This window comes from Kribbella sp. NPDC050124 (assembly GCF_044460355.1).
Taxonomy (GTDB): Bacteria; Actinomycetota; Actinomycetes; order Propionibacteriales; family Kribbellaceae; genus Kribbella.
The window spans coordinates 448,979-462,293 of the sequence record NZ_JBITJU010000001.1; the positions used below are offsets into that span (position 1 = coordinate 448,979).

The 13,315-nt window shown below is 68.6% G+C and carries 16 protein-coding genes; 8 read left to right on the forward strand and 8 right to left on the reverse strand.

Features of this window, described 5'->3' with window-relative positions:
- Positions 1-3: 3 nt before the first annotated feature.
- Positions 4-945, forward strand: coding sequence for an AraC family transcriptional regulator (locus ACIBL3_RS02305; RefSeq protein ID WP_396351342.1), 942 nt, complete (start codon positions 4-6; stop codon positions 943-945).
- Here ACIBL3_RS02305 and ACIBL3_RS02310 read toward each other — a convergent pair.
- The 4 genes from ACIBL3_RS02310 to ACIBL3_RS02325 form a co-directional block, all read right to left on the reverse strand.
- Positions 942-2,204: an MFS transporter gene (locus tag ACIBL3_RS02310; RefSeq protein ID WP_396351343.1), complete on the reverse strand. Its 1,263-nt coding sequence runs from the start codon at positions 2,202-2,204 to the stop codon at positions 942-944. The two genes, ACIBL3_RS02305 and ACIBL3_RS02310, sit on opposite strands and share 4 nt — an antisense overlap.
- On the reverse strand, positions 2,201-2,776 hold the full coding sequence (locus ACIBL3_RS02315; protein ID WP_396351344.1) for an ArsR/SmtB family transcription factor: 576 nt from the start codon (positions 2,774-2,776) through the stop codon (positions 2,201-2,203). Before ACIBL3_RS02315 ends, ACIBL3_RS02310 begins: the two co-directional genes overlap by 4 nt.
- A gap of 72 nt (positions 2,777-2,848) precedes the next feature.
- The gene (locus ACIBL3_RS02320) at positions 2,849-3,538 is read right to left on the reverse strand and encodes a dienelactone hydrolase family protein (protein WP_396351345.1); all 690 of its coding nucleotides are present in this window, start codon (positions 3,536-3,538) and stop codon (positions 2,849-2,851) included.
- A gap of 53 nt (positions 3,539-3,591) precedes the next feature.
- Positions 3,592-4,818: an MFS transporter gene (locus tag ACIBL3_RS02325; RefSeq protein WP_396351346.1), complete on the reverse strand. Its 1,227-nt coding sequence runs from the start codon at positions 4,816-4,818 to the stop codon at positions 3,592-3,594.
- 83 nt (positions 4,819-4,901) lie between these two features.
- Here ACIBL3_RS02325 and ACIBL3_RS02330 point away from each other — a divergent pair, with 83 nt between their 5' ends.
- Complete coding sequence (locus tag ACIBL3_RS02330; protein WP_396351347.1) at positions 4,902-5,798, forward strand: LysR family transcriptional regulator; 897 nt, start codon at positions 4,902-4,904, stop codon at positions 5,796-5,798.
- Here the strand turns inward: ACIBL3_RS02330 and ACIBL3_RS02335 are convergent.
- Both ACIBL3_RS02335 and ACIBL3_RS02340 read right to left on the reverse strand, forming a co-directional pair.
- Complete coding sequence (locus ACIBL3_RS02335; protein WP_396351348.1) at positions 5,795-6,631, reverse strand: SRPBCC family protein; 837 nt, start codon at positions 6,629-6,631, stop codon at positions 5,795-5,797. The two genes, ACIBL3_RS02330 and ACIBL3_RS02335, sit on opposite strands and share 4 nt — an antisense overlap.
- Positions 6,624-7,187 carry an ArsR/SmtB family transcription factor gene (locus ACIBL3_RS02340; RefSeq protein WP_396352297.1) on the reverse strand — a complete coding sequence of 188 codons (564 nt, stop codon included), beginning with the start codon at positions 7,185-7,187 and terminating at the stop codon, positions 6,624-6,626. Before ACIBL3_RS02340 ends, ACIBL3_RS02335 begins: the two co-directional genes overlap by 8 nt.
- 212 nt (positions 7,188-7,399) lie before the next feature.
- On the opposite strand from ACIBL3_RS02340, the gene ACIBL3_RS02345 reads away from it, so the two are divergent.
- The 3 genes from ACIBL3_RS02345 to ACIBL3_RS02355 are packed head-to-tail and all read left to right on the forward strand — an operon-like array spanning position 7,400 to position 9,357.
- The gene (locus tag ACIBL3_RS02345) at positions 7,400-8,476 is read left to right on the forward strand and encodes an ABC transporter ATP-binding protein (protein WP_396351349.1); all 1,077 of its coding nucleotides are present in this window, start codon (positions 7,400-7,402) and stop codon (positions 8,474-8,476) included.
- Between the two features lie 13 nt (positions 8,477-8,489).
- The gene (locus ACIBL3_RS02350; protein ID WP_396351350.1) at positions 8,490-8,918 is read left to right on the forward strand and encodes a protein phosphatase; all 429 of its coding nucleotides are present in this window, start codon (positions 8,490-8,492) and stop codon (positions 8,916-8,918) included.
- Positions 8,919-8,961: 43 nt separating this feature from the next.
- Entirely contained in the window at positions 8,962-9,357 is a 396-nt protein-coding gene (locus tag ACIBL3_RS02355; protein ID WP_396351351.1) for a RidA family protein, read from the forward strand.
- On the opposite strand, the gene ACIBL3_RS02360 is transcribed toward ACIBL3_RS02355, so the two are convergent.
- Positions 9,341-10,618 carry an FAD-binding oxidoreductase gene (locus ACIBL3_RS02360; protein WP_396351352.1) on the reverse strand — a complete coding sequence of 426 codons (1,278 nt, stop codon included), beginning with the start codon at positions 10,616-10,618 and terminating at the stop codon, positions 9,341-9,343. The genes ACIBL3_RS02355 and ACIBL3_RS02360 overlap by 17 nt on opposite strands.
- Before the next feature lie 60 nt (positions 10,619-10,678).
- Between ACIBL3_RS02360 and ACIBL3_RS02365 the strand changes: the two genes are divergently transcribed.
- Positions 10,679-11,644: a helix-turn-helix transcriptional regulator gene (locus ACIBL3_RS02365; protein WP_396351353.1), complete on the forward strand. Its 966-nt coding sequence runs from the start codon at positions 10,679-10,681 to the stop codon at positions 11,642-11,644.
- Positions 11,645-11,669: 25 nt separating this feature from the next.
- Here ACIBL3_RS02365 and ACIBL3_RS02370 read toward each other — a convergent pair whose 3' ends face one another.
- Entirely contained in the window at positions 11,670-12,071 is a 402-nt protein-coding gene (locus tag ACIBL3_RS02370) for a hypothetical protein (protein WP_396351354.1), read from the reverse strand.
- Positions 12,072-12,179: 108 nt separating this feature from the next.
- Here ACIBL3_RS02370 and ACIBL3_RS02375 point away from each other — a divergent pair, with 108 nt between their 5' ends.
- Both ACIBL3_RS02375 and ACIBL3_RS02380 read left to right on the forward strand, forming a co-directional pair.
- Positions 12,180-12,242: a hypothetical protein gene (locus tag ACIBL3_RS02375; protein ID WP_396352298.1), complete on the forward strand. Its 63-nt coding sequence runs from the start codon at positions 12,180-12,182 to the stop codon at positions 12,240-12,242.
- 430 nt (positions 12,243-12,672) lie between these two features.
- Positions 12,673-13,305, forward strand: a complete 633-nt coding sequence (locus ACIBL3_RS02380; RefSeq protein WP_396351355.1) for a MerR family transcriptional regulator — start codon at positions 12,673-12,675, stop codon at positions 13,303-13,305.
- The last annotated feature ends 10 nt before the right edge of the window (positions 13,306-13,315 follow it).

Below are 13,315 nucleotides of genomic sequence, written 5' to 3' on the forward strand. Positions count from 1 at the left end.
CGCATGGACGTTCTCGACGATCTGCTGGCCGGGACCCGGGCGCGCGGTGGCGTGTTCAACCTGACGATCATGGATCCGCCCTGGGCGCTCGACATCCGCGACGAGGCCGCGCTGTCACTGGCCACGCTGGTCCGCGGTTCGGCCTGGGTACGGCGGGACGGCATCGAGCCGGTGCGGATGGAGCAGGGCGACATGGCCGTGTTCACCGGGACGGCGCCGTACATCGTGGGTGATGTGCTGGAGACCGCGCCGCAGTTGCGGATCCACCCGGGCGGCCGGTGCGAACCGTTGCCTGGGGCACCTGTCGACTACAGTGCCCGGCTCGGGGTGCGCACCTACGGCGGGCGAGTCGAGGGCGAGGCGATGGTTGTCAGTGGCTCCTATCAGCTGGCCGGAGACGTGAGTCGTCGGCTGCTGGGGGCGCTGCCGTCGGTGCTCGTCGTACCGGCTGCTGAGGTCGCGGGGTCGGTGATGGACATCGCGCTGGCGGAGATCCAGCGGGACGAGCCCGGTCAGCAGAGCGTGCTGGATCGGTGGCTCGACCTGGCGTTGATCACCACGCTACGGGCGTGGTTCGCTCGGCCGGAGTCGCATGCGCCGGGGTGGTACCAGGCGCAGAGCGACCCGGTGGCTGGGCTTGCGTTGCGCCTGATCCATGAGGATCCGGCGTATCCGTGGAGCGTGACCGAGCTCGCCGACCGCGTCGGCGTCTCCCGCGCCAGCCTGGCCCGCCGCTTCACCGCCCTCGTCGGCGAGGCGCCGATGACCTACCTCACCGGCTGGCGCATCACCCTCGCCGCCGACCTCCTCCGCGCCACCCGCGACACCGTCGAATCCATCGCCCGCCAAGTCGGCTACGCCAACGCCTTCGCCCTCAGCGTCGCCTTCAAACGAGTCCGAGGCACCACCCCCACAGCCCACCGCCGAACCGCCACTGCTGCCTAACCTGGTTCGTCGGCCGGCTGGTCGGACGGGAGGGGTGGGGCGTGGCGGACGGAGGGGCTGGCGGTGGCGGCTAGGGCGGTGACCAGCATCAGGGCTGCGAGGACCAGTATTGAGCTGACCGGGCCCACTGCGGTGAGGAGGAAGCCTGCGCCGAGGGAGGCCAGGGGCATGACTCCCCAGGACAGGGTCATGGCGGCGCTGGTGACGCGGCCCAGCAACTCGTTGGGGACCAGGACGGTTGCGTAGGTGATGATCACGACGTTCCACAACGGTCCGATGAACGCGCACGCGGCTCCGACGACTCCGATCAGCACCGGGCTCGGCGCGACAGCGAACAGCGGCAGCAGTGCGGCCCACACCCAATTGACCCCGATGATGACGGTCTTGGGCTGGAACCGGCGGTGCAGCTTGGTCGCCGCGAGCGCACCGACCAGACCGCCTGCGCTGTAGACACCGAGCATCACGCCGATCCCGGCGGAGGTGGCACCCTGTCGCTGGGCAAGGACGACGATCACCAGCATCAGCGCCTGGAACACCAAGTTGCTCATGGCAATCAACAGGATCGCCGCACGGATGAGTGGGTAACGCCAGACCCAGCGCAGACCCTCGACGGTGGATTTCCAGAGCGATTCCGGCGGCGGCTTGTCGTCGTTCTGCAGGTTCCTTCTGATGAACAGCAACCCGAAGGCGGCCACGACGTACGAGACCGAATCGGCGACGAACGGAACGGCCCGGTCCAGGCCGAAGAGCACGCCACCCAGCGGCGGACCGGCGAGCGCGGCACCGCGACTCCTGGCTTCGTTGTGCGCCACCGCGGTCGACAGCAGCGCGACCGGAACGATCTTCGGGAGCGCCGCCCGCTCGGCCAGGCCGAAGAAGACGAAGCACAGTCCCTGCACGAAAGCGACCACGGCCAGGTGCACAATCGTCAGTTCGCCTAACCACAATGCGATCGGGACGGTGGCGACCGCCAGCCCCGCGACGAGCTCGCTGACCAGCAAGATCCTGCGCCGGTTCCACCGATCCACCAGCGTCCCGGCGGGCAGGTTGGCGATCAGGAACGGCAGCGTGCCGGCGGCGCCGACGAGTCCGGCGTCGGAGGGCGAACCCGTCGTCGCGAGCACCAGCAACGGCATCGCCGTACCACTGATCGAGGCGCCCAGTGTCGAGACGACCTGGCCACTCCACAACGCCACGAACTCACGGTTGCGCCACAACGACGGCCGTACGACGGCCTCCTGCATCGGCGAGGTAGTCACTGCGCGTCCCCGCTGTCCGGGGTCGGAAAGGCGTGGAATACCACCGAGATGTGCCGGCTCCCGGGCGCCGCCTGACTGGGATCGCGGTGCCAGCGGTTCAGGAATGCGATGTACTCCTCGCCGAACTGCGTCAGCTCCTGCGCGGTGAGCGTCGTGACTCCGAAGGAGTGCATGGCAGCGGCGGCAAAGTCGCCGTACGCCGGTCTGTCGGCCAGGTAAGCGGTCAGCTCGCGATCGGCGCGCTCCATCCACTGCCTACCGATCTCATCGGCGGCGAGGGCGATCTCGGGATCCGGCGAGCGGCGTGGCAGGCGGACGTCCTGCGGGATGGCGCGCCAGTACCTGCGGCGCCCGGCGGAGCGCTCGGTGTCCTCCTCGATGAATCCGAAGCGGGCCAGTTGTCGCAGGTGGTAGCTGGTCGCGCCGCGGTCCTCGTCGAACTCGGCAGCCAGGTCGGCGGATGTCGCCGACCCGTGGCGCTGGAGCCAGGTCAGGAGCTGCTGACGGAGCGGATGCGCGAGCGCTTTGAGCGCGTCGATGTCGGACAGCACTCGCGGCTGGAAGTCGGCCATGATGAGAAGATACCTATGCAAAGATTTCTTCTCAATAGGTCGCGGCCAGAAGCCTGACGAACCGGAGCCTGCCTAGTGGGTTGTGGTTCTCATGAACGCCAAGGCCTGGGGCCAGGCCAGGTGGAAGGCGTCGGCGTTGACGGGTTTGTCGTGGCGGGACTTGTCGGAGAAGCCGTGGTCGGCGGATGGGAAGTACTGGGTGAAGGTTGCGCCGGTCGGGCGGGCCTGGAGGATGGTTTGGAGGGCTTCGAAGTCGGCGTTGGGTACGGCGGCGTCGGCGCTCGGGTAGCTGACCAGGACCGGGGCGGTGATCGCGCCGGCTTCGGCGATGGCGTCGTACGCGTGGTGTGGTGGGCGCTTCGACGGGACCGTCGGGTGGAAGGCGACGACGTTGGTCACCCGGTGGTCCCTGGCCGCGAGCAAGAACGCGAACCGCCCACCGAGGCACCAGCCGATCACGCCGACCTTGCTGCACCCGAGCTCACCGGTCAGGTAATCCAGCAGCTCGGTCTGCTCGGCGAGCGCCTTGTCGTCGTCCATCTCGCTCAGCAGGGCGCCGAGCTCCTCGCGCGTCGAGTTGTCCGTACTCCGCCCCTTGAACGGATCCCACACCAGCGCCGTGATCCCCTCACCGGCCAGCTCGTCCGCCCACTCCCGGACCTGCTCCCCGATCCCCGTGATCATCGGCAGCAACAACATCCCAGCCCGCCCCACCCGCGCCAGATAACCGTCCTGCTCCCCAACCCGCACCATCACACCCATGCCCGAATCCTAAACAGCCTTCACCACGCCCACCCAGAACCGCCGGTGACCGGCTACTTGGTGGTGGCGAGCATTCGGAGGACGGCGGTGTTGACGAGGATGAGGATGGCGGTGGAGAAGATCAGGAGGGCAACGTCGGCTGGGAGGAAGGCGATGCCGGCGCCGATGGCCAGGACGGGGATTGTCAGGCCGGTGTAGGCGATGAGGAAGAGGGCTGCGAGAACTTCGCCGCGGGAGGTGGGGTCGGCCAGGGAGGCTGCGGTGGCGACGGCGCCGCGGAAGACCAGGCCTACGCCGGCGCCGGCTACTACCCCACCGAGGATGAAGAGGGCGAGGCCGGGGAGCAGGCCGCCGACCGCCACGCCGATCAGGCCGGCCGACATCAGGGCCAGGCCGAGGCGGAGTTGGTTGCGGCGGGTCATGCGGACGAAGAGGACCTGGCTGGCGGCGCCGGCGATGAAGACGGCGAACGTCACCACCCCGGCGAGCAGCCGCGAGGTGTGGTGCAGCGTGCCGGCGAGGAAGGTCGGCGCCAGCGACGTGAACAGACCCAGAATCGCGAACGCCGCGAACGCGCCCACGGCCGACGCGAAGAACAGCGCCTTGGCCGCCGACGGAAGCGCGACCCGCTGCGGCCGGTAGGCCGGGCGCTCCTCCAGCCGCTCGACCGTCTCCGGCACCAGCGCGATCCCGATCGCGCTCAGCACAAGCAACACCAGGAAGACTTGGTACGGGCGTTCCAGCGGAGCGGACACGTACGTCGCCAACAGACCACCGACCAGCGGACCAAAGGCCAGCCCGCCCAGGTTCACCATGCTCGAGATCAACGCCGAACGACTCGGGTCCTCCTCGGGACGGGCGACCTGCCGCAACTCGGAGAGGTGTGCGGTCGCCGTCGCGGTCAGCACGCCGACGCCGACGCCGCAGATGAAGCGGGCCAGGAGCAATCCCGGCACGTCCTGCCAGACCAGGAAGATGATCGCCGACAGGACTTCCGCGAGTACGGCGAGCAGCGCGACCCGACGTCGGCCGAGCCAGTCGCTGACGTGGCCGGCGAGGTAGAGCGCCGCCATCACCCCGACCGCGTAGCTGGCGAAGATGACGGTGATCACGTACGTCGGGAAGCCGTCGCGGTGCTGGTAGATCGCGTAGAGCGGGGTCGGGACGGTGGAGAACGCCATCACGGTCAGGAACGCCGCGGCGATCACCCAGAACCCCGGGCCGTGCGCGAACCGCACACGCCTCGACTCCAGCGCGTGGGAACTGGTCAGAGCGGACATGTCACCAGGTTCGCTCGCTGGATCTATCGAGTCCAACGAAAGTTCTTGCAAGCTCTTATCGCCGAATCCGATAATTGGCCGCTGTGGACAGCAGACAGCTCGAGTACTTCGTCGCCGTCGCCGAGGAGCTGAGCTTCACCCGGGCGGCGCAGCGGCTGTTCACCGTCCAGTCCACGGTGTCGGCGGCCGTCCGCGCGCTGGAGGCGGACCTGAAGACGACCTTGTTCGACCGCTCGACCCGCCGGGTGACGCTGTCCGCGGCCGGCGCGGCTTTGTTGCCTGAGGCAAAGGCTGCGCTGGAGGCACTGGACCGGGCCAGGGCCGTGGTCGAGGAGGCTTCGACCGGGTTGCGCGGCAACATCCGGATCGGGACGCTGGCCAGGCTCGGCCTGGTGAACCTGGCCGAGTTGCTTGGCTCGTTCCACCGGAGATACCCGCTGGTCGACGTCCAGGTCGCCACGTCACCGGCCGGATCGAGTGGTCTGGCGGACGACGTCCGTCACGGCCGGCTGGATGTCGCCCTGGTCGGGTTGTCGCGGTCGGAGCTGCACGGGCTGGAGATCCGCGACCTGGCCACGGTGCCGTTCGTCGTCCTGCTGCCGGCCTCGCACCCGCTCGCCGGCAAGGCCGCGGTGCGACTTCAGGAGCTCGAAGGGGAACGGTTCGTCGACATGCCGAGGGGCTTCGGAAATCGAAGCATGGTCGATCGCGCCTTCGACAACGCCGGGATCCCGCGGCGGACCCAGGTCGAGGTGCCGGAGCTGACCACGATCCCCGACTACGTCCGTGCTGGTCTCGGCGTCGCCGTCGTACCGCAGCTCGAGCCGGCCGCCGCGCCCGGCGTGGCCCAGCTCCCGATCACGGGGATCGACCTGACGTGGACGTTGTCGGTGGTCACGGTCAGCGGCAGGAGACCGAGCAGGGCAGTGACCGCCCTGCTCGATCTGATGTCGGACTCCATCCGGCCGGGGTACTTCTAGGAAACCCAGATCGGCTGCCAGTTCGGCTGCTCGTTGTAGCGGCGGAGCTCGGCGACGCCGCTGAGCCAGCCGAGCCAGGCGGAGTGCGGCGGGTTGTCGGTGTCGAACCCGCTCATCACGAAGGTGAGCCGGGTCTTGCCCTCGGACTCGGCCAGCTCCCAGGTGCTGACGCCCGCCGGACCCCAGTCGACCGACATCTTGCTGCCCTCGACCAGGTCGACCACCTTCGCGGGCGGCATCCCGGAGTCGAAGCCGCCCATCGCGTACCGGCCGCCGACCTTCGGCTCGATGCCGATCGGGAAGCCGAACCACGCGGACACCTTCTCCGAGTCGACCAGCGAGTCGTACACCTGCGCGACCGGGGCGTCGATCAGCACCTCACCGCTGAAGTCGGTCGCGGTGAAGTCCTGCCGCGGGGTCAGGTCGCGGCCCTCGAGGTGGTCGACCAGGTTGGCGAGCGCGAGCGCCCAGAAGGTCTGCAGCACGCCCCGAATGTTGCCGCCGGCTACCAGGTCGGTGTAGTCGAACCCGGTCTGGGACAGCTTGATCAGGGTCGAGTCGGCGCCTTCGTCGACGAGCGTGATCTCGGTGGTGGTCTCCTCGCCGCCGAGCGTCCACGCCAGCTTCAGCGTCTGGCCGTCGTACTCGAGGACTCGCTGGTGCGGGGCGCCGCCCTCGGGGATGTGGCGGCCCCAGAACTCGAAGGTCCCGGGCAGGTCGACGTTCGCGTGCTCGCCGAGCCAGAGGTTGAGCGTCTTGGGGTCGGTCAGCGCCTGCCGTACGTCGTCGATGCCGGTCTTGGCGCGGGCGGTGAGGGTCAACGGTTCAGTCATGGTCTTGGTCTCCCTTGGGGTAGCAGGCCACGGCCAGCTTGAAGGCGTCGCCTTCGGAGCCGCCGTAGCGCGAGAACAGGTCTTGCAGCGTGCTTCGCAGGTCTTCGAAGAACTCCCGCCGCCGGTCCGGTGGGACCCGGATCTCACCGGAGACCCCGATGGACGGCAGCTCCGGAGCTGCCCGGTCCAGCGCGGCGATGTCGGTCTGGACCTCTTCCATCAGGTCCAGCAGGTAGCCGAGGCTCAGCTCGTCCTGGGCCCGGCGCAGCCCGCCGATCCGGCCGACGAGCCGCGGCGACAGCCAGTACGAGCGGGCTGTCGCCTGGTAGATGCCTTCGTGGATGCCGCGCACCTTGCGCTCCTCCACCAGCGTCACCAGGCCGGCCTCGACGAGGCGCTTGACGTGGTAGTAGACGCGCTGCGGAGTCTGCCCGAGCTGCTCGGCCACCTCGCCACAGGTGTGCGGCTCGGCCAGCCGCCGCAACACCTCGATGCGCTGTGGCTTGAACAGCGCCTCGGCCTGCTCGAGCTGCTCCAGGTGCATCACGTCTCTCATCACACAAAGAACTTTGTACGTAAAAATCTCTTTTGCCAATGGCTCCGGACCGCACCTACCGGGAGATCCATTGGCGGGGAATGGATCCGCCCGCTCAATCGTTGGACCAGATGCTTTGGTGATACGTCACCGAAGCAAGACACCCACACTCCTGGGCGCCTTTGCTACGGACCGTCCGGCACGTTCCTGCCGGCGAAGGAAGGAAGCGCGACATGGCAACTGTCTCGTTCAAGGGAGCCAGCCGGGTCTACCCGGGCACCGACCTCCCCGCGGTGGACAAGCTCGACCTGGACATCCAGGACGGCGAGTTCATGGTTCTCGTCGGACCGTCGGGATCGGGTAAGTCGACCGCACTGCGGATGCTGGCCGGCCTCGAGGAGGTCAACGAGGGCTCCATCTACATCGGCGACCGCGACGTGACCAACAGCCCGCCGAAGGACCGCGACATCGCGATGGTGTTTCAGAACTACGCGCTCTACCCGCACATGACAGTCGGCGACAACATGGGCTTCGCGCTCAAGATGCAGGGCATCCACAAGGAGGAGCGGGCGAAGCGGGTTCTCGAAGCCGCCAAGCTGCTCGGCCTCGAGGAGTACCTCGACCGCAAGCCCAAGGCCCTCTCCGGTGGTCAGCGCCAGCGCGTCGCGATGGGCCGTGCGATCGTCCGCAACCCGCAGGTCTTCCTGATGGACGAGCCGCTGTCGAACCTCGACGCCAAGCTCCGCGTCCAGACCCGCACCCAGATCGCCGAGCTCCAGCACCGGCTGGGCGTCACCACCGTCTACGTCACCCACGACCAGGTCGAGGCGATGACGATGGGCGACCGGGTCGCCGTACTGAAGGACGGCGTACTGCAGCAGGTCGACACCCCGCTGAATCTCTACGACCGGCCCAGGAACAAGTTCGTGGCCGGCTTCATCGGCTCGCCCGCGATGAACCTGATCGAGGCCGAGATCGTCGACGGCGGCGCCAAGATCGGCGACTTCGTGGTCCCGATCGAGCGCAAGCTGCTGGCCAAGGCGGGCGACGACAAGACGCTGACGCTGGGCATCCGGCCGGAGGCGTTCAGCCTCGCCGACGAAGGGCTGCCGGTGAAGGTCGCGGTGATCGAGGAGCTCGGCTCGGACGCGTTCCTCTACGGCACCGCGGAGCACACCACGAACCAGCAGATCATCGCCCGGATCGGCACCCGGCTGCACAACGACAAGGGCACGATCGTGCACCTCGCCCCGAACCCGGAGAAGCTGCACCTCTTCTCCACCTCCACCGATGAGCGCCTGACTGCTTGAATAGGCTGACCGGGTGACGACCTGGGACGCGAAGGCAACTGGTGTGATGGTCCTGCCGTCGGGTCTGACGGTGCGCGGACGTGGTCTGCGCAACGGCCTGCCGGCAGGACCATTGCCGTCGTACGGCGTCTATCTCCTCGGCAAACGGCCTCCGGAAGTCTCGTGGGACTCGCATTGGCTGCGGTGGCCCGACTTCCGGCTGCCCGCCGACCGCGACGAAGCCCGCCGGGTCTTCGCCGGCGCCTTGGAGCGAGCCGGCTCCGAACGGGTCGAGTTCGCCTGCGGAGGCGGACGTGGCCGCACCGGTACGGCGCTCGCCTGCCTCGCCGTCCTGGACGGGATCCCCGGCTCGGAGGCAGTCGAGTTCGTCCGGCAAAACTACGACCGGCACGCCGTCGAGACCCCCTGGCAGAAGCGCTTCATACGGCGCTTCGCGGACTAAATCCCGTTGACCGTTGGCCGGGGTGTCGCGTTTGCTCGGCTGGGTGACGATCGAGCGCTCCAACCCCGGCAACCTGCACCCGACCCCCGGCTACCACCACATTACGAAGGTCCAGGCCGACACCCTCATCTACCTCGCCGGCCAGTGCCCGCTGGCCCCCTCCGGCGACCTCGCCGAGGGCGGACTCGAGGGCCAGACCGAGCAGGTCATCCGCAACATCCTCGTCGCGCTCGAATCCGCCGGCGCCACCCCGGACGACGTCGTACGCACGGTCATCTACGTCGCCAGCCCGGTCCGCGAAGACCTCGCGGCGGTGTGGACGCAGCTCAACGCCTCACCGCTCGCGCCCGCCTTCGCCTCGGCCAGCACGCTGCTCGGCGTCGCCCAACTCGGCTTCCCGGGACAGCTGGTCGAGATCGACGTCACCGCAGCGCGGTGAGCTGATGATTCGGGGTCAGTCGCTGATCGGGGTCGTACCGGTCCTTGAGCTCGACGAGACGGTCGACGTCGTCCCGGTCGAACGCCTCGCGGACCTCGTCCGGAGTCAGCGGACCGAAGCTGAAGTTGAGGGATCGGCCGATCGTGGCGGCGGTCCAAGGCTCGAGGATCTCCCGGTGCAGGCCGGTCACGTCGCCCTGGCCTGGTGAGATCACGGTCAGCGAGTACGACGCGGCGCGGTGACCGACCGCGTTCGGTACGGCCGGTGGCCGGCTGAGCGCGCCGCCGAGTTGGCGGATGCCGACCACGCGCTGCGACGCGGTCTTGGGAAGGATCGCGAGTGCGTCCGCGTCGAGGTCGCGGAGCAGGACATTGTGCGAGCTGTAGCTGTCCGGGCGTTCCGGTTCGGCGAAGATCTTGCCGGACTCGGCGTAGGGCAGCTCGCCGACCGTGTCGAGGACGGTCGGCATACCTCGCAATGGTTCGATCAGTTCGGGGCCGTGATCGCCGAGGATCGCGAGCTGGAGCTGGGCGATGTGCTTGCCGCGCAGTGGCGCCGGCACCGGCGGGATGTCCGGGAACGGCACCAGCGCAACGCCTGACGTCACCTCGTCGGGCACCTCGCGCGTCCACTCGCGCCACGTCTCCAGCACGGTCGGGTTGTCGGCGAGGTCGACGTACAGGCTGCCGCCGTACAGGGTCGGCACGTCGAAGAGCTCGACCTCGAGGCCGGTGACCACGCCGAAGTTGCCGCCACCGCCGCGCAGGGCCCAGAACAGGTCCGGGTCGTCTTCCGCGTTCCGTCGTACGCCGTCCGCGGTGACGACCTCGATCCGCCGTACGTGATCAGCGGCGAAGCCGAAGCGGCGGGCCATCAGACCGAGACCGCCGCCCAGCGTGTAGGAGATCGCGCCGACGCCGGGGAAGCTGCCGGACAGTGGGGCCAGCCCGTACGGCGCGGTCGCTGCGATCACGTCGCGCCACGTCGCCCCGGCCTCGATCCAGGCGGTCTTGGCGGCTTGGTCGACGCGGACCTGGTTGAAGTTCCGGGTGGCGATCAGGACGCCGGTGCTGCCGCGCGTCAGTCCGTGGCCGGAAGCCTGGACGGCGATCCGGTGGCCGTGGTCAGCGGCGTACTTGACGGCTTCCTGGACCTCGGCCGCGCTGGTGACCGGGAAGATCACCTCCGGGCGGTGGGGGTCGTGCCGCTGGAACCCGAGTCGCGCCTCGTCGTATCCGTTCGATTCCTTGGTCAACATCATGTGGCCCACGCTAGGAGACCTTCCGGACAGATCTTGTCCGCAAGGGGCATGCTGGGTGATATGAACATGCCTGGCCGACTACTGCAGTTGCTGTCCTTGCTGCAGAGTCGCCGCGAGTGGTCCGGCCACGAGCTGGCCGAGCGCCTCGGCGTTACCGAGCGGACCGTACGCCGGGACGTCGAGCGGCTGCGGTCCCTCGACTACCCCGTGGCGGGGACGCCCGGGACGGCGGGCGGATACCGGCTGACCTCGGGGCGGAACATGCCACCCCTGATCCTCGACGCCGACGAAGTGATCGCGGTGGCGGCTGGGCTCGCGACCGTGACCGGGATCGACGGGGTCGAGGACAGCGCCATGAGTGCGCTGGCCAAACTCGAACAGGTGCTGCCGGCCAGGCTGCGTCCCCAGGTCGCGGCGCTCGGCGAATCGTCGGTGGCGCCGCATCTCGGCCTGCCCCGGATCGACGCACAGCTGCTGGCGTCGCTGGCCTCGTGCTGCCGGGACTCGGAGATCGTTGCCTTTGACTACGAATCCCGGTCGGGTGCGATCAGCTGGCGTCGAGTGGAGCCGCATCAGTTGGTGGCGGTGCACGGGCAGTGGTACTTGCTCGCCTACGACCCGGATCGGGCGGACTGGCGGACGTTCCGGGTCGATCGGATCAGCATGGTGCGGCCGGGTCGACACCATTTCACTCCGCGGGATCTGCCGGCGCCGGACGCCGCGTCGTACCTGGTGCAGTCGTTCGCGACGGCGTCGTACCGGCACTCGGTGACCTTGCGGGTGGGGTTGCCGGCCGATGAGTTCAGGCGGAACTTCCACGGCTGGTGGCTGCCGGGCACCGTCGAGGACGACGGGAGCGGGTCGTGCGTGGTGCGGCTGACGGCGGAGTCACCACAGCTCCTGATCCAGTACGTCGCGGCGGTGGTTGCCCTCGGCGCCGACTTCACCGTGGACGAGGCGACCCCGGAGACCGCGGAGGCGATCGCCCAGGTAGGCGAACGACTCCAGCGGTCTTTCCTGCGGTGACGGCTTTCCTTCCTGCAGCGAGCTTTCATGCGGTGATCAGGCCGATGCCGAGGGTCAGGACGCCGAGGGCGAGGGACGCGGCGCCGAGCCAGAGGATCCAGAGGAACTGGTTCGGCTGCATGCGGCCTTTGCCCGCCGACGAGGCGAAGAATCCGCCGGACATCAGGATCGCCGCGACCGGGATCGCCAGCCGCGCCACCCAGAGCATGACCCCGGTCAGCCCGGTCTGGTCGACGTACAGCAGCCCGACCAGGCTGAGGATCACCAGCACGCCGGCGTGCGCGTGACCGGCTCGCGCGAACGACTTCTGGAAATCCGTCATCGGCACCTGGCCGCGGACGATCTTCGTCATGAAGTAGCCGCCGAACTGGATCGTCACGATGGTCAGCAGGATCGCTCCGGCGATCACTCGCGAAGCTTCCGTCATGAGCGCACTTTCTCCTTCTTGGTCTGGGTGAGCAACTCGCGCGTCGGGGCGCTGCTCGACTTGGCGGCGATCCACAGCGCGACCGCGATGTAGAGGGCCTGCTCGGGGATCCGCTGCCACAGCGGCGTCGCCGCCTCGCCCGCGAACTCGACGTCCGCGGTCGCCGCGTAGATGTTTGCCGGGAGCAACGTCACGAACAGCGCCGCCAACCCGACCGCGGCCGGCCAGCGAGTCGCGGTCAGCACCAGCCCGGCCGCGCCGGCGAACTCCAGTACGCCGGTCAGGTAGATCAGCGCGTCCGCGAACGGCAGGAACGGCGGCACCATCCGGACCAGGTCGGCGTGGTTCGGCATCATCGTCACGCTCGCCGGCACGAAGTGCGCGCTCGCGGTGAACAGCAGCATCACTGCCATCCCGTGCGCCGCACTGACCGGCCAGCTCGCGAAGCGCCGTACCCCGAGCGCACCCAGCGCCCGGAACAGCAGCGTCGTCAGTACCAGGACGAGGGGGATCATCCGGTCACCTCCTGACTATGGATAGTTACACTATCCGCTTATGGATACTGCTACTATCCATTACAACCGCGAGGAAGGCAAGCGAGATGCGAATCGGGGAACTCAGCCGGGCCGCCGGCGTACCGGTGCCGACGATCAAGTACTACCTGCGTGAGGGCCTGCTGCCGCAGGGTGAGCTCAGCAGCCCGAACCAGGCGTCGTATGGCGAGGCACACCTCCGCCGACTGCGGTTGATCCGGGCCCTCGTCGAGCTGGCGCAGGTCCCGGTCGCACAGGTGAAGGAGATCCTGGAGTCGCTCGACGACGACGCCGTACCCCTGCATGAACAGATCGGCCGGGCCCACCGAGCCCTCACCCCCACGCGCAAACCCGCCGCCACCGAGGAGGCACGCATTGCCGCAGCCGCCCAGGTCACCGACCTGATCGCCCGCCGCGGCTGGTCCGTCGAGTCCACGGCCCCCGCCCTGGCCACCCTGATCGAAACCGTGGCCGCCCTGCGCACCCTCGGCCAGGACAACCTGGTCAGCTTCCTCGACGCCTACGCCGAAGCCGTCGAACGCTTCACCGAACTCGAGATCGCCGCCGTCTCCACCAACCCCACCCGAGACCAACTAGCCGAATCCGTAGTCATCGGCACCATCCTCGGCGAAACCCTCATCTCCTCCCTCCGCCTCCTAGCCCAAGAATCCACCTCCGCCAAGCGGTGGGCAGTGGAGTGACGATCTGCGG